This is a genomic window from Sorangium sp. So ce185 (assembly GCF_051526825.1).
Taxonomy (GTDB): domain Bacteria; phylum Myxococcota_A; class Polyangia; order Polyangiales; family Polyangiaceae; genus Sorangium; species Sorangium cellulosum_D.
In genome coordinates this window covers 9,147,643-9,168,495 of the sequence record NZ_CP150316.1, presented here as the reverse complement: position 1 = coordinate 9,168,495, position 20,853 = coordinate 9,147,643, and the positions used below count along the sequence as shown (strand labels likewise).

Annotated in this window: 17 protein-coding genes; 7 read left to right on the top strand and 10 right to left on the bottom strand. The window is 71.8% G+C overall.

Annotated features, from left to right (window positions below; translation table 11 throughout):
- The first annotated feature begins 180 nt into the window (after positions 1-180).
- Both WMF26_RS33455 and WMF26_RS33450 read left to right on the top strand, forming a co-directional pair.
- Positions 181-1,362 (top strand): oxygenase MpaB family protein, encoded by a 1,182-nt coding sequence (locus WMF26_RS33455; RefSeq protein ID WP_437996043.1) that lies wholly within the window; start codon positions 181-183, stop codon positions 1,360-1,362.
- Between the two features lie 145 nt (positions 1,363-1,507).
- On the top strand, positions 1,508-2,410 hold the full coding sequence (locus tag WMF26_RS33450; protein WP_437996042.1) for a hypothetical protein: 903 nt from the start codon (positions 1,508-1,510) through the stop codon (positions 2,408-2,410).
- 36 nt (positions 2,411-2,446) lie between these two features.
- Here the strand turns inward: WMF26_RS33450 and WMF26_RS33445 are convergent, their stop codons facing one another.
- Positions 2,447-3,520, bottom strand: coding sequence for an aldo/keto reductase (locus WMF26_RS33445; protein ID WP_437996041.1), 1,074 nt, complete (start codon positions 3,518-3,520; stop codon positions 2,447-2,449).
- Between the two features lie 121 nt (positions 3,521-3,641).
- On the opposite strand from WMF26_RS33445, the gene WMF26_RS33440 reads away from it, so the two are divergent.
- Positions 3,642-4,592: a LysR family transcriptional regulator gene (locus tag WMF26_RS33440; RefSeq protein ID WP_437332377.1), complete on the top strand. Its 951-nt coding sequence runs from the start codon at positions 3,642-3,644 to the stop codon at positions 4,590-4,592.
- A 195-nt stretch (positions 4,593-4,787) separates the two neighbouring features.
- Positions 4,788-6,098: an endo-1,4-beta-xylanase gene (locus WMF26_RS33435; RefSeq protein ID WP_437996040.1), complete on the top strand. Its 1,311-nt coding sequence runs from the start codon at positions 4,788-4,790 to the stop codon at positions 6,096-6,098.
- Positions 6,099-6,316: 218 nt separating this feature from the next.
- Here the strand turns inward: WMF26_RS33435 and WMF26_RS33430 are convergent, their stop codons facing one another.
- The 3 genes from WMF26_RS33430 to WMF26_RS33420 all read right to left on the bottom strand — a co-directional run bounded on the left by WMF26_RS33430 (position 6,317) and on the right by WMF26_RS33420 (position 9,524).
- Positions 6,317-6,868 carry a nuclear transport factor 2 family protein gene (locus WMF26_RS33430; protein ID WP_437996039.1) on the bottom strand — a complete coding sequence of 184 codons (552 nt, stop codon included), beginning with the start codon at positions 6,866-6,868 and terminating at the stop codon, positions 6,317-6,319.
- Between the two features lie 547 nt (positions 6,869-7,415).
- The gene (locus WMF26_RS33425; RefSeq protein ID WP_437996038.1) at positions 7,416-7,910 is read right to left on the bottom strand and encodes a hypothetical protein; all 495 of its coding nucleotides are present in this window, start codon (positions 7,908-7,910) and stop codon (positions 7,416-7,418) included.
- A 216-nt stretch (positions 7,911-8,126) separates the two neighbouring features.
- The gene (locus WMF26_RS33420) at positions 8,127-9,524 is read right to left on the bottom strand and encodes a glucose/sorbosone family PQQ-dependent dehydrogenase (RefSeq protein ID WP_437996037.1); all 1,398 of its coding nucleotides are present in this window, start codon (positions 9,522-9,524) and stop codon (positions 8,127-8,129) included.
- Positions 9,525-10,251: 727 nt separating this feature from the next.
- Here WMF26_RS33420 and WMF26_RS33415 point away from each other — a divergent pair.
- Positions 10,252-10,902: an SAM-dependent methyltransferase gene (locus WMF26_RS33415; protein WP_437996036.1), complete on the top strand. Its 651-nt coding sequence runs from the start codon at positions 10,252-10,254 to the stop codon at positions 10,900-10,902.
- A gap of 52 nt (positions 10,903-10,954) precedes the next feature.
- Here WMF26_RS33415 and WMF26_RS33410 read toward each other — a convergent pair whose 3' ends face one another.
- Positions 10,955-11,719, bottom strand: a complete 765-nt coding sequence (locus WMF26_RS33410) for an alpha/beta fold hydrolase (protein WP_437996035.1) — start codon at positions 11,717-11,719, stop codon at positions 10,955-10,957.
- Between the two features lie 146 nt (positions 11,720-11,865).
- Here WMF26_RS33410 and pgm point away from each other — a divergent pair, with 146 nt between their 5' ends.
- Entirely contained in the window at positions 11,866-13,512 is a 1,647-nt protein-coding gene (gene pgm, locus WMF26_RS33405; RefSeq protein WP_437996034.1) for a phosphoglucomutase (alpha-D-glucose-1,6-bisphosphate-dependent), read from the top strand.
- A gap of 30 nt (positions 13,513-13,542) precedes the next feature.
- Here the strand turns inward: pgm and WMF26_RS33400 are convergent, their stop codons facing one another.
- The 5 genes from WMF26_RS33400 to WMF26_RS33380 all read right to left on the bottom strand — a co-directional run bounded on the left by WMF26_RS33400 (position 13,543) and on the right by WMF26_RS33380 (position 19,688).
- Positions 13,543-15,135: a caspase family protein gene (locus WMF26_RS33400; protein ID WP_437996033.1), complete on the bottom strand. Its 1,593-nt coding sequence runs from the start codon at positions 15,133-15,135 to the stop codon at positions 13,543-13,545.
- The gene (locus tag WMF26_RS33395; protein ID WP_437996032.1) at positions 15,132-15,980 is read right to left on the bottom strand and encodes a DUF4384 domain-containing protein; all 849 of its coding nucleotides are present in this window, start codon (positions 15,978-15,980) and stop codon (positions 15,132-15,134) included. The genes WMF26_RS33400 and WMF26_RS33395 overlap by 4 nt, the downstream gene beginning before the upstream one ends.
- Positions 15,977-16,477 carry an RNA polymerase sigma factor gene (locus WMF26_RS33390; protein ID WP_437996031.1) on the bottom strand — a complete coding sequence of 167 codons (501 nt, stop codon included), beginning with the start codon at positions 16,475-16,477 and terminating at the stop codon, positions 15,977-15,979. The genes WMF26_RS33395 and WMF26_RS33390 overlap by 4 nt, the downstream gene beginning before the upstream one ends.
- A gap of 39 nt (positions 16,478-16,516) precedes the next feature.
- Entirely contained in the window at positions 16,517-17,212 is a 696-nt protein-coding gene (locus WMF26_RS33385) for a hypothetical protein (protein WP_437996030.1), read from the bottom strand.
- A 139-nt stretch (positions 17,213-17,351) separates the two neighbouring features.
- Positions 17,352-19,688, bottom strand: coding sequence for a DNA polymerase II (locus WMF26_RS33380; RefSeq protein WP_437996029.1), 2,337 nt, complete (start codon positions 19,686-19,688; stop codon positions 17,352-17,354).
- 458 nt (positions 19,689-20,146) lie between these two features.
- Here WMF26_RS33380 and WMF26_RS33375 point away from each other — a divergent pair, with 458 nt between their 5' ends.
- Positions 20,147-20,800 carry a DUF4142 domain-containing protein gene (locus WMF26_RS33375; protein WP_437996028.1) on the top strand — a complete coding sequence of 218 codons (654 nt, stop codon included), beginning with the start codon at positions 20,147-20,149 and terminating at the stop codon, positions 20,798-20,800.
- Positions 20,801-20,853 lie beyond the last annotated feature (53 nt).

Here is a 20,853-nt window from a genome sequence, read left to right as displayed (position 1 = left end):
CGACGGCACAGGGGCGCGCGCAGCAAGCGCGCGGCGCGACGCGCGTCGGGCCGAAGGCAGCGCTCGTCGAGCTGGCCCACGGGCGTGGTGGCGCCTGCGCGCGGGACGCGAGCCCACCGGGCGGGCGGCCTCCGCGTTGCGCGATGTCGGCCATGTGCCAAGGAACCCGACTCCACCCTCATGAAGAACGCGACGATCCCTGCCCGGTTCCACGAAACCGCGGACGCCCGCCGTCGCTTCGGCGATCAGCTCGATCGGCTCGCCCCCTTCCTGCTCCGCGTCGATCCCGCGGCCGACGCCGTCGTGGAGGCGTTCGCGTCGATGCCCTCGGGCCAGGGCTTCCGCCTCCTCGAGGCCGCCCTCGCGCGCGGCATCGACCACGTCGCGAACGACGCACCGGCCGAGCTGCGGGCGCTCTTCGCGGCGGTCGATCACGTCCCCGTCTGGGTGGACTGGGACGCCCTGAACCGCGGCGGGGCCGCGTTCCTGCGCACGGGCGTGCTCGGCGCCGTCCTGCTCGCGATGCAGTCGCTCATCCGCGGCTACGCCTCGCCCGGCGGGAACAAGCCGCTCGTCTTCTCGGGGAGGCTCCGCGAGCAGGCCGGGCGCCGCCTCGGCGAGACGAGCCGCTTCGTCTACGCCGTCAGCCAGGCGAACGGCATGCGCCGTCACGGCGAGGGCTTCGCCATCACCGTGAAGGTGCGCATCATGCACGCCCAGGTGCGGCGCCTCATCCGCGCGAGCGGCCGGTGGCAGGCCTCGCTCTGGGGCGAGCCGATCAACCAGCACGACATGGCCGCGACGGCGCTGCTCTTCTCGGTCGAGGTGCTCGACGGCCTCGACAAGCTCGGCTACCACGTCCCGCCCGGCCAGCGGGAGGATCTCGTCCACCTCTGGCGCTACGCGGCCTACGTCAGCGGCGTCGAGCCGGAGCTCATCCCCGGGTCCTACGCCGAGGCGAGGCGCCTGATCGAGATGATCTTCGCCACGCAGGGCGCGCCGGACGACGACTCCCGCATGCTCGTCGACGCGCTGGTCACCCACGGCATCCGCAGCGCGCGGAGCGACGGCGAGCGCCGGCGCGCCGAGCAGGTCATGGCCGTCTTCTGCTGCGTCTCCCGCGCCGTCCTCGGCGAGGTGCTCGCCGAGCAGCTCGGCGTGCCCCGGCAGAGCTCGCTCCTCGCCGTGCCGCTGCTCCGCGCCGTCGCCGCCGCCTCGAGCCGCGCGCACGCGCTGCCGTCGCTGCAGGACCTCGCGCTCGACCTCGGCGGCCGCTACTGGCAGCGCGCCATCGCGGTCGGCCTCGGCGGCCGTCCGGCCGACTTCGCCCCTCCGGAGCGCTTCGCCGACGGCCAGACGTGAGCGCGTGAGAGCCCGTCGGGGCGAGGCCGCCCAGGGCCCCCGCCGCCCTGCGCGGCCGGCGCCGGCGTCCGGCGGGCCCCGCTCCGCGAGCGCGCCCGGCGGTCGGGGTTGAACCGCGCTCCCGTTCTGCGGTACGAGCGCGATCATGGAGATCATCCCCTACGGCGGCTGGAAGCGCGCCGCGCGCATCGTCTGCGGCGACACGGAGGTCGTCGTCACGCTCGACATCGGCCCGCGGATCATCCGCTATGGCGTCATCGGCGGCCCGAACGAGCTGTCCGAGATCCCCGAGGATCAGGGCGCGACCGGCGGGACGCAGTACAGGTTCTACGGCGGCCACCGGCTCTGGATCGGCCCGGAGGACGAGCAGCGGACGCTGCAGCCGGACAACGATCCGGTCGAGCACCGGGAGGAGAACGGCGCGCACGTGTTCCGGTCCGCTCCGGACAAGCACGGGATGCAGAAGGAGATCCGCATCACGGCGGACGCCGCGGCGGGCAGGTTCGTCCTCGAGCACGCGATCGAGAACCACGGCGCCTATGCGGTCGAGTTCACGCCCTGGGCGCTCACCGTGATGGCGGGCGGCGGTGAGTGCCTGTTCCCGCAGGCGCCGTTCTTCCCGCACCCCGAGCGCGTCTTGCCGGCGCGGCCGCTCGTGCTGTGGCCGTATAGCGACATGACCGATCCCCGGTGGACCTGGGGCAAGCGCGTGCTCCGCCTGCGCCAGGTCGCCGGCCAGGGCCCGCAGAAGGTGGGGATGCTCGTGAGCCAGGGCTACGCGGCGTACGCGAACCACGGGAACGTGTTCCTGAAGCGGTTCCCGTTCGTCGAGGGCGCCACGTACCCGGACATGGGGGTCAACTTCGAGACCTTCACGAACCAGGACATGCTCGAGGTGGAGTCGCTCGGCCCGCTCCAGCGCGTGGAGCCCGGCGCCCGCGCGCTGCACCGGGAGGCGTGGTACCTCCTGAAGGGCGCGCAGCCGCCCGCCGAGGACGGCGCGTGCGCGGACTGGCTCGAGGCGCTCGCGAAGGATCGGCCGCTGTAAGACCGCGCGCGCTGAGCCCGCGGCGGGCGCGCCCGGTCAGCGCCGCGCGGCGATCTTCACGTCGCCGGACACGACGCTCCGGGTCAGCGGCCGCGCCAGGAAATCGTGCGGGAAGCCGAGCTCGACCGCGCTGGCCCGGTCGAGCCGGGCGCGCTGGTCGTCCGTCAGCCGCACGTCGAGGGCGCCCAGGTTGTCCTCGAGCTGCTTCAGGGTCCGCGCGCCCAGGATCGGCGCGGTCACCGCCGGATTCAGCAGCGTCCAGGCGATCGCGATCTGCGACGGCGTCTTGCCGCTCTCGGCCGCGACCGATTTCACCACCTCGGCGATGGCGAGGCCCCGCTCGGTCAGCGCGCCGTTGGCGACAGCGACGTTCTTTCGCGTGCCGACCGGATCCGCGTTGGCCTCGCCCGCGGCCAGATCGGCCTTCGAGTACTTCCCGCTCAACACGCCGCTGCCCAGCGGCGCCCACGGGACGACCCCGAGGCCCATCTCCTGCGCCATCGGGATGAGCTCCCGCTCGACGGTGCGCTGGATCAGGCTGTACTCGATCTGGAGCGCGATGAGCGGCGCCCACCCGCGCAGATCCGCGATGGCCTGCATGCGGGAGACCTGCCAGGCCGGCGCGTCGGAGATGGCGACATAGACCACCTTCCCCGACCGGACGAGATCGTCCATCGCGCGCAGGACCTCGTCCACGGGCGTCGTCCCGTCCCACGCGTGCAGGTACAGGATGTCGATGTAGTCGGTCGCGAGCCGCCCCAGGCTCGCCTCGACCGAGCGCACCATGTTCTTGCGGTGATTGCCGCTCGAGTTGGGATCTCCCGGCCGCATGCTGAGCGTGTACTTGGTGGCCAGCACCAGCCGCTCTCGCCGGTCGCCGGCGAACTCGCCGACCAGCCGTTCGGACGTGCCGTTCGTGTACTTGTTGGCCGTGTCGATGAAATTCCCGCCGCGATCGACGTAGGCGTCGAAGATGCGCCGCGACTCGTCGCGGTCGCTGCCCCACCCCCAGTCGTCGCCGAACGTCATCGCGCCGAGCGCCAGCGGGGAGACCCGCAGGCCCGAGCGCCCAAGCAGCCGGTAGGTGTCGAGAGAGAGAGCGTTGGTCATGGTTGGCTCCACGGGTGCGGCGGGCGCGTCAGGCGCCCTGCCTGGATCCGGACCTTAAGGCCCTGGCGCCCCGCGAAGAATCCGACATGATCGAAGGAGCCTGTTTAGCCAGGGGTACATAATGCGCGGGAGAGAGTTCGCCGATCTGACAGCGTTCGCGGCCATCGTGGAGCACGGGAGCTTCGCCCGCGCGGCGGCGCACCTGCGGGTCTCGCCGTCGGCCCTGAGCCAGACCATCCGGGGGCTGGAGGAGCGGCTCGGGGTGCGCCTCCTGAACCGCACCACGCGCAGCGTCGCGCCGAGCGAGGCGGGGGCGCGGCTGCTCTCGCGGCTCTCCCCGGCGCTGACCGAGCTGGAGGCGGCGGTCGCCGACGTAAGGGCGCTCCGGGACAGGCCGTCGGGCGTGCTCCGGATCAACACGGCGCGGGTCGCCGCGGTCTGGTGCCTCGCCCCGCTGCTCGGCCCGTTCCACGAGGAGCACCCGGAGATCGTGCTCGACGTGGTGGTCGAGGACGCGATCGCCGACATCGTCGCGCGCCGCTTCGACGCCGGGGTCCGTCTGGGCGAGCGCCTCGAGCGCGACATGGTGGCCGTGAGGCTGAGCGGCGATTTCTCGATGATGGCGGTGGCGTCGCCGGCCTACCTGGCGCGCCACGGCGTCCCCGCGACCCCGCGCGATCTGCACCGGCACCGCTGCATCAACACGCGCTGGCCGACCGACGGCAGCCTGTACCGGTGGGAGTTCGAGAAGGGGAAGCAGGCCCTGGAGGTCGCCGTCGAGGGCCCGCTCATCGTCAACGACGTCGACCTCGCGCTGCGCGCCGCGGTGGACGGCGTCGGCATCGCGTACGTGTTCGACGAGCAAGCGAGGCCGCTGGTCGAGGCCGGGAGGCTGACGCGCGTCCTGGAGCCCTGGTCGCCGTCGTTCCCGGGCTTTTATCTCTACTACCCGAGCCGCCGGCAGACGCCCCCCGCGCTGCGGGCGTTCGTCGACTTCCTGCGCCGCGCGGTCCCGCCGGAGAAGAAGGCGCGACGCGCCCGCCCGGCCGTCGGCGCGAAGAACCGTGCATGAGCCCGGAATTTTCTTCCTGAGCCCGATGTCCCTCGTGCCTGCATCGTTGAGGCTGTGGACTTGGGGGGGAGCGTCCGCTCTACTGTCGCTTCGGCACCCCCATCGGGGGCCGCCCGTGCGCGGTGTGACCCGGCGATGATCACGGCGCCGCTTCGCGGGAATCAGGACGAGATTTTTCCTTCGGAGGATGCGAGCATGAGGTCAGCACCCCTTACTCTTCTACTCTCGGCGTTCCTTTGTGCTCTCGGCTGTTCGGACGGCGACGGGGGAGGGGAGGCCGGCGGCGCGGGCCCGACGAGCGGCCCCGGCGGCAGCACGACGAGCGGCTCCGGCGGCACGAGCGCCACGACCGGCGGCACGACGAGCGGCCCCGGCGGCACGACGTCCACGACTGCCGGCCCGACGAGCGGCTCCGGCGGCGCCGGCGGCGACATGGCCGGCTCGGGCGGCATGGGCGGCGGCGGCTCGGGCGGCAGCGGCGGCGCAGACGCCCGGATCCCCGCCGCGAGCGCCAGCTCGCTCAAGGAGGCCGGCTCGAAGGCGAACCCCCCCATCCTCATCGGCGCGGCCATCTCCGGCTCCGGCCTCAACGACGCGAACTACAAGCGCGTCGCCGCCGCCGAGCACGACTACGTGACGGCAGAGAACGAGATGAAGTGGGACGCGCTGGAGCCCCAGCCGGGGAGCTTCAACTACGGTGCCGCGGACAACATCGTCAACTGGGCGACGAGCAATGGAATGAAGGTCAAGGGCCACACCCTGGTGTGGCACAACCAGCTGCCGGGGTGGGCGAACTCCCTGTCTGGCTCGACCGCGGTGGAGCAAGCCATCCGCAGGCACATCGAGAACGTCATGGGGCACTTCAAGAGCAAGATCAAGCACTGGGACGTCGTCAACGAGGCGGTCATCACCGACAGCGACACGGGCGTCGGCAATCCCCGCATGAGGCCCTCGGTGTTCTTCAACGCGATGGGGGCGAACTTCATCGATTTCGCGTTCCAGACGGCGAGGGCGCAAGACCCGGAAGCCAAGCTCTATTACAACGACTACAGCATCGACGCGCTCAACGATAAGGCCGATTACGTCTACGAGATGATCAAGGGGATGGTCGATCGGGGCGTCCCGATCGACGGCGTCGGGTTCCAGATGCACATCGGGCCGCCGAACAACGAGGCCGGCGGCGCGGACGTGGCGGCGAACCTGAAGCGCTTCTCCGATCTGGGCCTGGAGGTGTTGATCTCCGAGATGGACATCAACCGTTGCGGCGGCGTGGTCACCGCCGAGGAGCAGCTCACTTACTACCACGACATCGTCGCGGCCTGCTTCTCGCTGCCCAAGTGCGTCGCCATCACGTTCTGGGGGATCAACGACGGCAGGTCGTGGCTCAACAGCTGGCAAGGGGCCCTGTGCAACAACGGGCAGAGCTCGCAGTCGCTGCTCTTCAATGACCAGTATCAGAAGAAGGAGACCTACAACAAGGTGCTGGACGCCCTGCTGGGCCGTTAGCGCCTCCCTCGCGCCGCGAGCGGCGGCGCGCTCGGCCTCGCGGCGCCTCGCCGGTACGCACGGCGGTGGTCGCGATGATGGGCGCCCCCACGCGCATGCGTGGGGGCGCGCGTTGCACGTGCGCTGAGCGTGTCGAGCGATGAGCGCGAGCGCGAAGCGCGCGCCTCGCCAGCGGGACAGGGGGCGACGTCAGCGACGCGCGAGCCGCCCCTCCAGGATCACGGCGCCTCCAGGGGGAGCTCCTCGTTGGGCAAGCCGACCGACCAGTGCCCCTGGATGATCTTCCACTGCCCGCCCTGCTTGTGGAAGACAAGGCTCAATCGGGTCGGGACGTCGCCGCCCAGGAAAGCGAACGTCGGGTCGTCCGCCACCCAGGCGACGGTGCCTTGCTGCTGCAGCTGGAGGAGCCCTCCGGTGGCCTCGATCGGGAGCCCCCCGTCGTTCGGGTATCCCAGGCCGTCGAGGAAGGTGAACATGTCCTGCCACCACTGAACGATGGCCGCGTGGCCGGCATACACCTCGCCGGGCGCCGTGCCGAGGAACACCGCGCCCGGGCTGTCCGAGATGATATCTTCGATGAAGTCGATATCACCGTTGGTGGACGCCTGGTAGAACTGATTGACCAGGCTGGCGATCTGGGTTTGCTCCGGGACGGTGAGGCAGATGGGCACGACCTCGGCCTCGGCGCTCTTCATCGTGCCTCCGAGCGCCAGCATGGCCGTCGACGCTGCGATCACATGAACGACCTTCCCCATCAAACCGTTCTTCATGTCCATTCTCCTTCGCTGGGATTCACCACGAGGGCGCGGCGTGTGTCATCGTTGCCGCCTTGATCGCGGCGAGCAGACGTTGCGTCCTCACGCAGCGCGAAGCTCGAGTCAGCGGCGATCGTCCTCTCCCCTCTGCCAGCGGCAGAAGGGCGCAACCAGGTGCGTTCCGGAAGCTCGACGCTGCTGCTCGGCCTCGCTCCGGGGCACAAAGCACCCGACGTGCCAAGCGCAAAAATGGCTCGATTTCTCAATCCGTCGCTTGCCATGCGCCGGACGGTGAGCCGCTCGCCGTGAAATGCGGCCCATTTCATCGTGACATGTCACGGGTTGCGCCGTGACATGTCACGGATCGCAGGATTGTGGCGTGACATTCGTCGGCCGGGCTTCGGGCGGGCGGAGGGGGCGCCCGGCTCGCGCCGCGCCAGGCCAGCCTTCTCCGGCGAGCACCTGGGCGGTCGCCGCCGAGGACGCGCCGGTGGGGGCGCCGAGGCAGTCCGGGTGTGTCGGCCAGCGTTTCGAGGAGGAAGGCGACCGCCGGGCGCGCCGTCTACGGCACGGGCTCGACGTCGAACGTCGCCGTCGAGACCCCTTGTCCGTCATACGAATCGCCGATGACGCGCAGGCGGTAGAGCGCCGTGTGGTCCGCGTTCCACACGAGCAGCCCGAGCCCGATGACGGACGACTCCTCGGTCGTGTGCGTCGTCGCTCCGCTCAGGTATGTCCTCTGCTCCCAGGTGCCCGAGAGCCCCGCCGGGCAGGTGTCGACGTCCGTCGGGACGTCGCCCAGCGCGCTGAAGGTCCCCTTCGCGCAGAGGGAGCCCGGCGTGGGCGAGGAGAGCGAGAGCACCATCGCCTGATAGAGGCTCAGGTCGCCGGCGCCCGCGACGATGGCGCCGTCGGCGAGCCGCACGCCGTCGCTCTCGGTCGCGACCGATGGCGTGACGAGCGTCACCCGCCTCGGTCCCATCGATTCCGGCGGGACGGCTTCCGTACCACCGCACCCGCCGACGAAGAGCAACGACAACGAGAGCCATGCGCGCATCGAACGCCTCTCCATGCGATGACCCGCCGAGGGAAGGGGACCCGGACAGCCAGGCTATCACGGCGCGCGGCGCGCATGGAGAGCCGCCGGCAGCGGGGCGCGGCAGCCTCGCCCCGGGCCGGCGGCGCCGGGGCGAGGCGCCGCTCGTCTCGGGGCACGGTCACGCGGTCGCGGAGCTGCGCTGGCGGGGCGCAGGCCTCGCCCTCCGGCGTCGGCTCAGTTGGTGCCCGTGTACTTGAACTCCAGGATCGCTCCCGGGTTGCTCAGCGCCGATGTGGCCCCGCCGGTCGGCCCGCTGGTGCTCCCCTGGCTGTCCGTGATCACGTAGACCGTCAGGCCATCCGGGCTCAGCGCGAGATCGCGGTAGCGGTTGGTGGTCTGGAAGTGGACGACCGCCTCGCCCTCGACGGAGTCTCCGGCGGAGCTCGGCTTCACCCGGTACACCGCGCCCTTCTTGAGGGTGGTCATCAGGAGCGAGCCCTCCCACCCGGGGATGCCGGGCTCAACGGCATAGGTGTGGAGCGAGGAGGGCGCGATCGTCGGCCAGCAGATGTAATCGTTGCCTCCGCACGCCGGATCCTTGAAGTTGTAGCCGTTCGGAACGGTGTAGAAGGTGGCGAGCGGCTCCGTGAAATCGGGGTGGCTCCAGGCGCTCTCCTGCTGCCGGGGGACCGAGGAAGGGGGCGTGTAGTCGTGCCACGCGAGCGACGAGCACGGCGTCGGGCTCGACGCGGACCAGTTGTCGTACGTATAGGCCTGGCTGTCCTGGTAGCCGGCGACGTGCGGCCAGCCGTAGTTCTTGCCGGGCTGGATGAGGTTGAGCTCGTCGTCGCTCTTGGGCCCATGCTCGGCCGCGTAGAGCTCGCCGTCGAGGAACGTGAGGCCCTGCGGGTTGCGGTGGCCGTACGAGTAGACGTGGCTGCGGACGCCGGCGATCTGCGGGTTGTCGCCCGGGATCGAGCCGTCGAGGTCGAGGCGCAGGATCTTGCCGGCGTATTTCGACCAGTTCTTCGCCGCGACCTCGGTCGTCGTGGGCAGATCCTGCGCGCCGACCGGGAGGCACTTCCTGTTGAACTGGTTGTTCCCCTGGTCCCCGACGGTGTAATAAAGCTTCTGATCAGGGCCGAACAGGAGCCGCGCCGAGTTGTGATCGTCGCTCCCGGGCAGGCCCGTGATGATGTCGACGGGGCTCCCCAGGGTCTTTGTCGCGGCGTTGTATGTGTAGCGACGGATCTTCGCCCTGCGGCTCACCGCTGAGCCTGGATCGACGTCATAGGTGTAGGAGACGTACACATAGTCGTTGCCCGTGCCCTTGAGCAGATCCGGGTGCAGGGCGAGGCCCAGCACCCCGTCCTGTCCTCCCGACTGGTACGCTTCGCTGATGGTGACCGCGGTCGTCTTCTGGCCGTCCGATGGCCTGACACGCACGACCCGCTTCCCCACGCGCTCGGTCAACCACAGATAGCCGTCCGGCCCCCAGACGATCCGCATCGGAAACGACAGCCCGCGCACGATCTCGCGCGACGTGAAGCCGGCGTCCAGGCCCGCGCGCCCCTCGGCGACGGGCTCGCTCTCGGCAGCCCCAGGGTCGTGCGCTCCGAACGGACCGTCCATGGGACCCTCGGAGCCACATCCGATGAAACTCCACGAAGCCGCGGAGAGCAAACCAACCTGAGCCAGGAAGACCGTTGAGCGACGTGAGAGGGATGCGGACATTGGATTACCTCGCTGTTTGTTTCGAAGGACGGCGCTGACCAAGTCCCGCCGTTCCAAGGCCCGGCGGACGTGGTGAGCGAGCTTCCGACGTGAAACCGCGGATCGCAGGGCGACCGTTGCGTCGTGCCCTGGCAGGCAGAGGTCTTTACTATGGGCAGCGATTGTCAAGTTGAATCTGCAATGCAACGTGAATGACCCGGCGCCGCGCGGCGTGGGGGATGCGACGCTCACGCAAGGACCGGTCAGGCGATTGTTCAATGGCAGGTCAGGTGAACCATGTAGCAATGGCAGGTCAGGTGAACATGCAATGGCAGGCTCAGGTGAGCCAGGTAGGCGCAGCGCTGCGCCTGTCCCACGATCCGAAGCTCCCGGCGGAGGCCGCCGCTTGCGGCTCTACCGGACTGGACAGGCGCCGGGTCCCCGCCCTCCGCGAGGCCCGCGACAGAAAGCCCCGACCATCGGATCGAAAACCCCGCCCTGCCGGTGCCGCGCGAAGAGCGGTACTCCTTCGCTGCAGGCGGTCCGAGCGACCGTCAGCCGAGGAGAAGGCGAGATGGGGACGGACGAACACGGAAAGCACGCGGCGGCTTTCGGGCGCGAGCGCGCATTGAGCTACGACGACCAAGTGAACCGCTTTTGGCCAGGTTACGGCGTCCTGCAGCAGGTCGCCGCCGAGGTGATGGCCGCGGCGCTCCCGGACAGCGAGGCCGCGTCGCTGCTGATGGTCGGCATCGGGACCGGGAGCGAGGTGAAGCCGTTCGCGCGCTACGTGGGGGCCGGCGTCCGTTTCACGGGCGTCGATCCCTCGCCGGAGATGCTCGCCGTCGCGAGAGAGAAGCTCGCGGCGGAAGGCCTCCTCGAGCGGACGAGCCTGCATGCCTGCGAGCTGCGCGATCTCGCGCGCGGGCCGTTGTTCGACGGCGCCCAGATGATCGGCGTCCTGCACCACCTCCCGGGGGATGAGGCTCGCTTGGAGCTGCTCCGGGAGATCGCCGGGCGGCTGAAGCCGGGGGCGCCCTTCGTGATCGGCTGCCGGACCGGGAACGATCCGCGGCTGATGGCCGTCGAGGAGCGGCGGGCCTCCGCGGGGGGGTGGCCGCCCGAGGCGGCGGAGCAACGGCGCAAGGCCATGGCGTCGCTGAGGGTCCCGGCCTCGGATGAGGAGGTCTTCGCGCTCCTTTCCCGGGCAGGCTTCGTGGCGCCTTGTTTGATCTTCGGCGAGCTGCACATCAAGGTCTGGGTGACGCGCTACGCGCCGTCCACGATCGGCGCGTGACGTGGCGGGACGCGGAGCCACGGCTCCGCCGGATGAGCTCGACGCCGCTCTCCTAGAGGGGGGGCGACGCGGTACCTGGGCCCTCCACCTTCGCGGCCGCGCGCCTCAGGAAGCCCGCGATCGCCCGCGCCGACGCCTCCGGCGCGAGCTGCAGCACGAGGTGCGGGGCGTCGACCGTGACGCACTCCAGGTCGGGCCGCAGCCGGCGGAGCTCGCGCAGCACGCGCGGCGGCACCAGCGCGTCGCCCGCGGCGCCCAGGTAGAGCAGCGGCGCGGCGCAGCGCTGGAGCGGCGCGCGCGCGTCGACCGAGAGCACCTCGCGCACGCGCGCCGCCATCACCGCGGGATCGACGGTCTCGACGTTCGCGGCCACGCGCTCGAGCCACGCGGCCTCGGCGCGCGCGCCGACGAGGTAGCGCCGCGCGACGAGCTCCGGGGCGCGGCGGCGGAAGAGCCACGGGCCGACGAGGTGCCGCGCGAGCGACGGGACGAGCCACACCGGGTTCGTGACGAAGGTGGCGACGAGCGCCACGCCGACGAGCTGGCCGGCGCGCCGGCAGGCCAGCCGGAGCGCGAGCGGCCCCGAGAACGACTCGCCGAGCAGCGCGTACGGCCCGTCCGCGGGCAGGCGCGCCGCGACGAGCGCCTCGAGCGCGTCGTAGTCGAGCGCCCGGTCCGCGGGGTACGAGACCACCTCCGGCGCGATGTCGGCGGACTCGGCGGACAGCGCCTCGACGAACGGCGCGAAGAGCGCGCCGGTGCCGTCGAGACCCGGGAGGAGCAAGAGGCGCAGCGGCGCGGTCACCGGCGCGAGCATCGCCGAGCGTCGCCCGGGCGGCAATCCAGCCGCGGCCGCGCGCGGCGCCGGCGGCGCCCCGTCGGCGCCCCCGCGCGCCCCGCGGCGTCCCCCGGCGCCTCGTGGAAGGGTTGGCTCGTCCCCCGCGCTCGGCTATGCGGAGGCCCATGGCGCTCCACCCCCTCGCGGGCCGCAAAGCCCCGCCCGATGTGCTGATCGATCCGGACAAGCTGCGCGCGCAGTACTACAGCGAGCGCCCCGACCCGAGCGATCCGCAGCAGCGCGTCGCCTTCGGCACCTCCGGCCACCGCGGCTCGGCCGCGCGGCGCAGCTTCAACGAGGCGCACGTCCTCGCGGTCGCGCAGGCCATCTGCGATTACCGCGCGAAGCAGGGCACCACGGGCTCGCTCTACCTCGGCATGGACACCCACGCGCTCTCCGAGCCGGCGCAGCGCTCCGTCATCGAGGTCCTCGCCGCCAACGGCGTCGACGTCCTCATCGCCGAGCGCAACGGCGTCACGCCGACGCCGGTCATCTCGCACGCGATCCTCACCCAGAACCGCGGGCGCACCTCGAAGCTCGCGGACGGCGTGGTGATCACGCCCTCGCACAACCCGCCGGACGACGGCGGCATCAAGTACAACCCGCCGAACGGCGGGCCCGCCGACACCGCCGTCACCGGCTGGATCGAGGACCGCGCCAACGAGCTGCTCCGCGCCGGCAACGCGGGCGTGAAGCGCATGCCCTACGAGGCCGCGCTGCACGCGCCGACGACGCACCCCTACGACTACATCGGCTCTTACGTCGCCGACCTCGGCAACGTCGTGGACCTCGAGGCCGTGCGCGGCGCGAAGCTGCGCCTCGGCGTCGATCCGCTCGGCGGCTCGAACATCGCGTACTGGGCGCCGATCGCCGAGAAATTCGGGCTGGACCTCACCGTGGTGAACCAGGCCGTCGACCCCACCTTCAGCTTCATGCCGCTCGATCACGACGGCAAGATCCGCATGGACTGCTCGTCGCCGTACGCGATGGCGAACCTCATCGCGCTCAAGGACGACTACGACCTCGCGTTCGGCAACGACGCCGACTCGGATCGCCACGGCATCGTCACGCGCAGCGCCGGGCTGATGAACCCGAACCACTACCTCGCCGTGGCGGTGTCCTACCTCTACCAGAACCGCCCCGCGTGGCGGGCCGACGCGGCCGTGGGCAAGACGCTCGTCTCGAGCAGCATGATCGACCGGGTGGCGAAGGACCTCGGCCGGCCGCTGCGCGAGGTGCCGGTCGGCTTCAAGTGGTTCGTCGACGGGCTGCTCGACGGCTCGCTCGGCTTCGGCGGCGAGGAGAGCGCGGGGGCCTCGTTCCTGCGGCGAAACGGGCAGGTGTGGTCGACGGACAAGGACGGCATCATCCTCGACCTGCTCGCCGCCGAGATCCTCGCGCGCACCGGCCGCGACCCGGCCGAGCACTACCGCGACCTGACGCAGCGCTTCGGCGCGCCGCTCTACACCCGCATCGACGCGCCGGCGACGCCCGCCGAGAAGAGCGTGCTGAAGAAGCTCTCCCCCGACGCGGTGCGCGCCCAGAGCCTCGCGGGCGAGCCGATCACGGCGAAGCTCACGCGCGTGCCGGGCAACGGCGGCGAGATCGGCGGGCTCAAGGTCGTCGCCGAGAACGGCTGGTTCGCCGCGCGGCCCTCGGGCACCGAGGACGTCTACAAGATCTACGCGGAGAGCTTCAAGGACCAGGCGCACCTCGATCGCATCCTCGACGAGGCGCGCGCGATGGTCGCCGACGCGCTGTCGGCGAAGTGAGGCTGGGCGCGCGGGCGGCGCTCGCCGCGCTCAGAAGCGCTTGCCGAGCCCGGCGAGCGGCCGCACCGCGAACTCGGCGCTGACGGGGCCGCTCTCGCCCGATCCGCGCCTCGCCCGCTGGAAGAAGTAGGTCTGGGCGTCGACCTGGCCGAGCAGGTAGAACCCCGACGGCAGGTCGACCGTCAGGCCGAGCCCGCTGCCGAGGAAGCCGACGAAGCTCGTCCGCGGCGCGGCCACGCCCCGCGTCTCGAACTCCTGGCGAAGGAGCCCCGCGCCCAGGCTCACGCCCACGTCGAGCGTCACCCAGGGAAAGTCCCACGCGTGGGCGACCCGGACCTCGAGGTCGAGCTGGTCGCGGCTCGCCCGCAGCGCGTCGTTCTCGAAGCCGCCGCGGCAGGCGCCCAGGCGCGGCATGACGCTGAGCTGGCGGAGCTCGAGCGTGTAGCCCGCGAAGACGCCGTGGCACGGCGACTCGCCCTCGTCGAACGCGGTGCGCAGCCGGTAGCCCGCCTGCACGCCGTGCGTGGCGTCCGCGCCCTCCTGGCCCTTGCGCACGAGGCGCGCGTACTCCGCCCTGGAGAGCATCGCGTCCTCCACGCGGATCGCCTTGCCCGCCTCCACCGCGATCTCGCCCTCGAGCAGGTGATCCTGGCCGCGCCCCCGCACGAAGTAGCGCCCCGGCTTCACGCTGATCCGGCGCGACACGTCCGTCGCCGCGACCTCGGCGACGACCGGGCCGTGGCTGCCGCCTTCCAGGAGCAGGTACGTCCTGCCCGCGGGCAGCTCGACGGTGCCCCGGTGCGCGGCGCTCGCGGGCAGCGCGGTGAGGGCGAGCTTGCCCTGGCCGCGCAGCTCGTACCGGAACGTCGGGTGCTGCGTCCCGGCCAGCGTCCGGCTCGTGGCGCGGATGGTGGCCTCGGAGACGTGCCGGTAGGCCTCGTCGAGCGTGACCACGCCGTTCCGGTCGTCGTCGGCCGCGCCGAGGAGCCCCGAGGCGAGGTAGTGCGTGAAGAACGAGCCCCCCAGCGCATCGGACTCCTGCGCGTCCTCGTTGGCAGAGCTCGCCGTCAAGAACACGACCCCCTCGCCCGCGAGGCGCGCGTCGGTCCTGATCGTCAGCGGCGGCGCGGCCGTCCCGCCCTTCACGCGCGTGAGGGCGCCGGAGCGGCAGGCGTCGACGATGACGAGCCGGAAATGCGCCGCAGAGCCGCGCGCGAGCTGCTCCAGCTCCGGGAGATCCATGAGCGTGTTGCCCAGGTGGAGCGCGCGGGCGTCGCCGTGGCCCGAGTAGTAGACGACCAGCACCGCCTCGACGCCCCCGCCCGTGATGTCCTGGCGGATGCGGCTGTTCATGGAGATCAGGGCGCGGCGCATCGCCTCGGCATTGCCGCCGCGCAGGAGCGTCACGTTGGCCGGCGAGAAGCCGCCGAGCCCCACCAGCACGTCGTGCATCTTGAGGGCGTCGGCCTCGGCATACCGCAGCTCGACCTCGCCCCGGAGGCCCGCGTTGTTGCCGGCGATGACCGCGTACCGCTCGACCCGCGCGAGCGCGGCCTGCGCCGCGAGCAGCGCCGCGCAGGCGAGGGCGAAGGCGACGAGCCTCGGCGCCGGGGCGCGGATCACCGGGCCGCCCGTTTGTCGAGCGAGACGCGATCGACGCGGCAGCCCTCGGGCGCGGGGGGGCGCTCCGGCGCGGCCTCGAGCGCGGCGCGGAGGGGCTCGAGGGCGACGGGGGACTCGCAGAACAGGCCGTAGACGGTCTCCGCGCCGAGCGTCGCGTCGAGCACGACGCTGCTCGGCAGCGGCACCTGCTCGCCGGGCTGGATCGGCGCCGCGACGTCCCCCGCCGGGAAGTAGACGCTCGCCTTGCGGGCGCCGTCGACGCTGAGCAGGGCGAAGAAGCCGGCGTCCACGGTGGAGTAGGTGAACTGGAGCCTGTCGTTCGGGTGGACCACCTCGCCCGGCCCGCCCGGCGAGAGGGCGTCTCCCCGCGCGACGTAGAACCCGATCCGGCCGCTGCCCCCCTTGATGCGCGCGCCCTGCGCCGCCGGCGGAGGCCGCGCGCCGCGGTCGTCGCCGCGCTGCTCCTCGCGCGGCTGGACGCCGACGTTCAGGGCCACCGCGAGGACGGCCGCGGCGCCGAGCGCCGCCGTGACGGCGGGGACGAGGGCCCGCGCGCGGAGCCCGGCGGGGACGAGGGCCCGCGCGCGGAGCCCGGCGGGGACGAGGGCCCGCGGCCGGAGCCGCCGGACCGCGGGCGTCCGAGGGGCGCGCAGCGGGGGAGGAGCGGCGAGGAACGCGGCGCGCCCCGCCTCGAGCTCGGCGAGGCGCCCCGCGCACCGCCCGCAGCCGTCGAGGTGCGCGCGGGTGGCCTGCTCCTCGGCCGCAGCGAGCTCGCCGGCGAGCAGGCGGTCGAAGCGCAGATCCGACGGACAGCCCTCGGGGCGAGATCTCTCGAACGGGATCATGCAGGCCTCCTCTCCAGGGCTTCCGCCCACTGCTTCACGCGGGCGATGAGGTCGCCCACGTGCCGCCGTGAACAGCCCATGATCGTCGCGATCTCCTCATGAGTGCTCTCGTCGATGTAGTAGTAGACGGCCGCCTGAGCCAGCTCGTCGGGGAGCTCGGCGAGGAGCTGCGCGGCCTGCACCGTCTGCTCCGCGCGCGGGGCGCCGACGTCGTTCGACGGCAGGCCCGACCCGAGCAGGCGCGCGCGGTTCTTGCGGTCGCGGATGCGGTTGAGGCAGCGGTGCGTCGTGGCGCTGTAAAGCCACGTCGCGGGCGAGCTCCGCTGCTCGAACTGCCCGGGGGACTGGACGAGCGACAGGAACACCTCCTGCAGCACGTCGCGCGACTCCTCCTCCGAGCCGAGCAGCGCGCGGGCCCGGCGGAGCACGTGGTGCCCGTGGGCCCGGTAAAGCCGCTCGACGTCCAGCTCGCCCTGCACCGGGCCCGACGCTACCATCGAAACCACATTCGCGACATGACCTGACCCGCTGGGCGCTCACCAGAGGTTCGCGGCGGCGAACTGTCGGGGTGGCGCGATCCTGATGGTCACCTCGGAATCGAACTCCTCCGGGTTGGGCACGAGGCGGTCGTCTGCGTCTCCGCCGTCTGCGACTCCGCAGCTCCTCGGGTCTGGCGTCGCCTTGCAGGCGTCGTAGGCCTGCAGCTCGGCCTCGGTCATGGGGGCCCACTTCATCAGGTGGTATCCGGCCGAGAGCGCGCCGCCCAGGAACCGCTCCGACTGGGTCCCCGGCTGGACGTCGGTCTCGACATAGACCAGCATGTACTCCTCGGCGAGGCCGGCAATGGAGGCGGGGTGGACGTTCGGGTCCAGGCCCTCCTTGAGGACGGCGATGTACCCGGTGCTGAACCGGCTCTCCGACGGCCGCGCGCCGCCCAGCGTGAAGTCGTTCAGAGTCTCGGCGGGGGGCGGTACGTTCAGATCGATCCTGAACTCGGCGGGAAAGCTCCCGACCACCGGTGCGAGGTCGATGTGCCCGAAGTCGTCGACCAGGAAGTTGTAATTGAGGATGGCCGTGCGCAGGCGACCCTCGGTCGAGCCGCCGTCGTCGACGATGGCGCCCTGGATCGTGGCGAGCGGCTCGCCGCGGTACTCGGGATCGACCTGCGCATCGCAGGCGAGGAGAAGGAAGGACGAGGCGGCGGCGGCGGAGACGAACGGCAACCTGTTCATGAAGGGACTCCCTTGTTGAAGGACCGCCGTTAGGAACGCGAGCCCCCGGTTTCGGGCACGCTGCGCGCGTCGAAATCCTGCTCCCCGCGCCGGTGAGGTGCCGTCGCCGCTCGGCTCGTCCGGAGGGCGCGGCGCCAGGTCAGAACAGCGACAGCTGCCGCTTCGCGCCGGTCATCGCGTCGAAGTCCGCGCCGCCCAGCCACCGCAGCACCGAGTCCGCGATCGGCTTGAGCTGCTGCGACACGTAGTGATCGTAGTCCGGCGGCGCCGTCGTCTGGCCGACCGGCTCGGGGCCGGCGCGCGTGATCACGTACGCCACGATCCGCCCCGCGTCCCCGACGAGCTTGCGGGCCGCCTTCACGTGCGGCGGCGTCGTCTTCGTGTACGCGCCGAGCGGCTTGCGCAGCGCCTTCTTGTAGACGAGCTCCGCGTCGAACCGCCCCGCGCGGAGCTCCGCGACGAACGTCCGCACGAAGCCCTCGACCGGGCGATCGTGGAAGACCAGGTCGAGCAGCTCCCGCTGGAAGCGCCGCGCGACCGCGCTCGCGTCGCGCCGGACCGCCTCGAGCCCGACGATCTCGAGCTTGCCGCCGCCCTCGCCGGCGACGAGGCCCGCGTAGCGCTTCTTGCTGCCCTGCGCCGCGCCGCGCAGCTCGGGCAGGAGGAAGCGCGCATAGACCTTCTCGAACTCGAGCTCCAGCCGGCTCTCGCACCCGAAGGTCCTCGCGATCTCGGCGGCGACCTCTGCCGAGACCGCGTCGCGGAGCTCCTCGGCGCGGGCGGCGGCGCGCGCGGCGTCCGGCTCGCCGATGTCGACGAAGAGCGAGTCGGTGTCGCCGTAGAGGACCCGGTGCCCGGCCCTCCGCACCGCCTCCGCCGTCAGCCGGATGACGTGCTGACCGGCGCTCGTGATCGCGTTCGCGACGGCCGGGGAGAACAGGCGCGACGCCGGCGAGCCGAGCACGCCGAACAGCGAGTTCATGAGGATCTTGATCGCCATGGCGCCGCGCTCGTCGCCCGCCCGCCGCGCCTCGGCCCGCTCGTCCCAGAGGCGCGCGACGAGCTCGGGGAGGATGCCCGGCTCCCCGCGCCGGAACGCCGCGCCGCCCGGCGTCACGATCAGCGCCTCCGGCGGTGCCCCGTCCCCCGCCACGAAGGTGAGCGGATCGATGTTGAACGTGCGGATGAGGCTCGGATAGAGGCTCTTGTAATCGTAGACGACGATATTGCGGTACAGCCCCGGGACCGACTCGAGCACGAGGCCGCCGGCGATCTCGACCTCGTCGTCCGGCGCCCCCTGCGACACCGACGGCGCGACCTTGCCGCGGGCGCGGAGCGCGGGCAGGTACAGCGAGTCGATCGCGGCGATCTGCGCGCCCACGCGGTCGAGCTGCATGCCCGTGAGCAGGCTCCGCCGGACCGAGAGCTCGATGAGGCCGGTCTTCTCCAGGAGGTCCCGGACGAGGCGGGCGTCCTCGAGGTTGTACGCCGCGAGCAGCGCCGGATCGTCGCGGTACGACGCCTCGATGTGCGCGCCCCGGTCGTCGGACGCGAACAGCTTGCCGCGCCCGAGGATCGCCTGCGCGGCGGTCTCGAGGCGGTAATCCTCGAGGCGCATGAAGGCGCTGCGGAGCAGCGCGAGGCCGTCGAGCACCACGCGCCCCGGGAGCACGGCGCGCGCCTCGCGCGAGAAGCCCGGGTCGCGCAGGATCGAGACCTCCTCGGGGCCCCGCCCGAGCGCGCACGAGAGCCCGGCGCGGCGGCAATAGCGCTGGAGCGCCGGCAGGTCGAAATCCGGGATGTTCCAGCCGGTGAGGACGTCGGGATCCGCGTCCGCGACGTGCGCGAGGAACCGCTCGAGCAGCGTCCGCTCGTCGGGGAAGCGCTCGACGTAGGCGGGCAGGCCGGACGGGACGGGCTCGTCCCGGACCAGCAGGCAGCGCTCGCCGCCCGCGCCGGCGACGGCGATCGCATAGAGATGCTCGCCGTCGAGGCTCGTCTCGATGTCGAGCGACAGCACGCGCAGCGCCGGGACGAAGCTCGCGGGGAAGAGCTCGGGGTTCTTGTACACGCGCCCGATGCCCGGGCGGAGCTCGAACGGGCCGGAGACCGCGAACGCCCCGCGGACGCCGCGATCGATGAGGAAGCGGTAGGCGAAGCGCACGTCGGCCTCGAGGGCGTCGGCGCCGGCCTCGGCGAGCTTGTCGCGCAGCGCCGCGACGTCCCGCGGGAGCGCGGCGAAGACGCGCAGCACCGGCTCGCCGTCGAGCGTCTCGAGCGCCTCCGGGGAGACGCGATTGCCCGCGAGCCGCCGCGCGATGTCCGCGTCGCGCTCGCGCACGAAGAAGTACGGCCTGAACCTGTCCTCGATGACGAGCGCCGGCGTGCCGTCCTCCATCACCGCGTACAGATGGATTTCCGGGCATCCGGCGACGACCCGGTACGTGGGCGTGAGGATGAAGCCGCGGTCGGGCATGGGCGCGTGCGCTGAGGCCTCCGGGCGAGCTCGTCGCCGGCGCGCGGGGCGGCCCGGGACCGCTCCGCGCCACGCCGCACTTGACCACCGGGACCGGCCCCCCGCAAGCCCCGTCTCACCCCCGGCGCCACGGATTTCCCGGAGGAGCGCGGCGGCCCCGGGAGCCAGGGCTCGCCGGAGAGGGCGCCTTTCGCGGAGGCGACGTCCCGTGGATGGATGACGGCAGCCTATCCATCGCTTCCCGCGAAGGCCTGAGACATGGCGCCGAGGGCCAGCCCGGGTGCGCGGCGCCTGCCCTCGCAGCGCGCCCACGCGCGCAGCGGTGAGCAGCGCCGTCCCGGCGATTCCGTCGCGAGCGGGTCCGCTGCTTGCTTGATGTTGGAGACGTAGTGACCCGCGGGTGTTCCATGGATCGGTCCGTGAGGCGCGCCGCGGAAAACAGGGAAGGGGAATTCACCATGATGCGCCATCATTTCAGGCATCGGGTCGCGGTGATCGCCGCGCTCGCCGCGAGCGTCGTCGGCAGCTCTGCGCACGCGACCGGGCGGGGAGGTTACGCTCAGCAGCAAGGCGCGCAGATCTCCCAGCAGCAGCGGCCGCAGCAGCAGCGGCCGCAGCAGGCGACCCCGAAGCGCGCGCAGATGCAGGTGTCGGACGGCGCCATCGCCGGGGTCGTCTCGGCGGCCAACCAGCTCGAGATCTCCCTGGCGACGGTCGCCCGCAAGCAGGCCCGGTCGCGCGAGGTCAAGGATTTCGCCTGTGAAATGATCGAATCCCACACCCAGGCGGAGCGTCATCTGAGCGCGCTCCTCCGGCGCCTCAGGATCCAGGTGCAGCCGACGCGGGTGAGCGCGATGCTCGTCGGGCACGCGCCGCTCTTCGCGGCCCACCTCCGCCGGCAGCCGGCCCAGAAATTCGACCAGGCGTTCATGAACGCCCAGGTGATGATGCACCGCTATCAGCTGCGCATGCTGGACGAGCAGCTCATCCCGAAGGTGAAGGAGCCGGCCCTGAGGCAGGAGCTCCAGAGCATCCGGGAGAAGGTGGTTCACCACCTGGAGCATGCGCAGGCGATCCAGGCGAATCTGGCGAAGCAACAACAGGGTCGCTAGAACGCCGATCGCGTCGAAATCCCGCGGAGGTCCGTTCATGGGGAGGTGACCGC

Excerpts from the sequence above, each read along its gene's own strand:
- WMF26_RS33420 (WP_437996037.1), bottom strand. The coding sequence starts at position 9,524 with ATGGACGGTCCGTTCGGAGCGCACGACCCTGGGGCTGCCGAGAGCGAG.
- WMF26_RS33390 (WP_437996031.1), bottom strand. The coding sequence starts at position 16,477 with ATGGTAGCGTCGGGCCCGGTGCAGGGCGAGCTGGACGTCGAGCGGCTT.
- WMF26_RS33395 (WP_437996032.1), bottom strand. The coding sequence starts at position 15,980 with ATGATCCCGTTCGAGAGATCTCGCCCCGAGGGCTGTCCGTCGGATCTG.
- WMF26_RS33430 (WP_437996039.1), bottom strand. The coding sequence starts at position 6,868 with ATGAAGAACGGTTTGATGGGGAAGGTCGTTCATGTGATCGCAGCGTCG.
- WMF26_RS33410 (WP_437996035.1), bottom strand. The coding sequence starts at position 11,719 with ATGCTCGCGCCGGTGACCGCGCCGCTGCGCCTCTTGCTCCTCCCGGGT.
- WMF26_RS33425 (WP_437996038.1), bottom strand. The coding sequence starts at position 7,910 with ATGCGCGCATGGCTCTCGTTGTCGTTGCTCTTCGTCGGCGGGTGCGGT.
- WMF26_RS33445 (WP_437996041.1), bottom strand. The coding sequence starts at position 3,520 with ATGACCAACGCTCTCTCTCTCGACACCTACCGGCTGCTTGGGCGCTCG.
- WMF26_RS33455 (WP_437996043.1), top strand. The coding sequence starts at position 181 with ATGAAGAACGCGACGATCCCTGCCCGGTTCCACGAAACCGCGGACGCC.
- pgm (WP_437996034.1), top strand. The coding sequence starts at position 11,866 with ATGGCGCTCCACCCCCTCGCGGGCCGCAAAGCCCCGCCCGATGTGCTG.
- WMF26_RS33440 (WP_437332377.1), top strand. The coding sequence starts at position 3,642 with ATGCGCGGGAGAGAGTTCGCCGATCTGACAGCGTTCGCGGCCATCGTG.
- WMF26_RS33385 (WP_437996030.1), bottom strand. The coding sequence starts at position 17,212 with ATGAACAGGTTGCCGTTCGTCTCCGCCGCCGCCGCCTCGTCCTTCCTT.
- WMF26_RS33380 (WP_437996029.1), bottom strand. The coding sequence starts at position 19,688 with ATGCCCGACCGCGGCTTCATCCTCACGCCCACGTACCGGGTCGTCGCC.
- WMF26_RS33435 (WP_437996040.1), top strand. The coding sequence starts at position 4,788 with ATGAGGTCAGCACCCCTTACTCTTCTACTCTCGGCGTTCCTTTGTGCT.
- WMF26_RS33450 (WP_437996042.1), top strand. The coding sequence starts at position 1,508 with ATGGAGATCATCCCCTACGGCGGCTGGAAGCGCGCCGCGCGCATCGTC.
- WMF26_RS33375 (WP_437996028.1), top strand. The coding sequence starts at position 20,147 with ATGATGCGCCATCATTTCAGGCATCGGGTCGCGGTGATCGCCGCGCTC.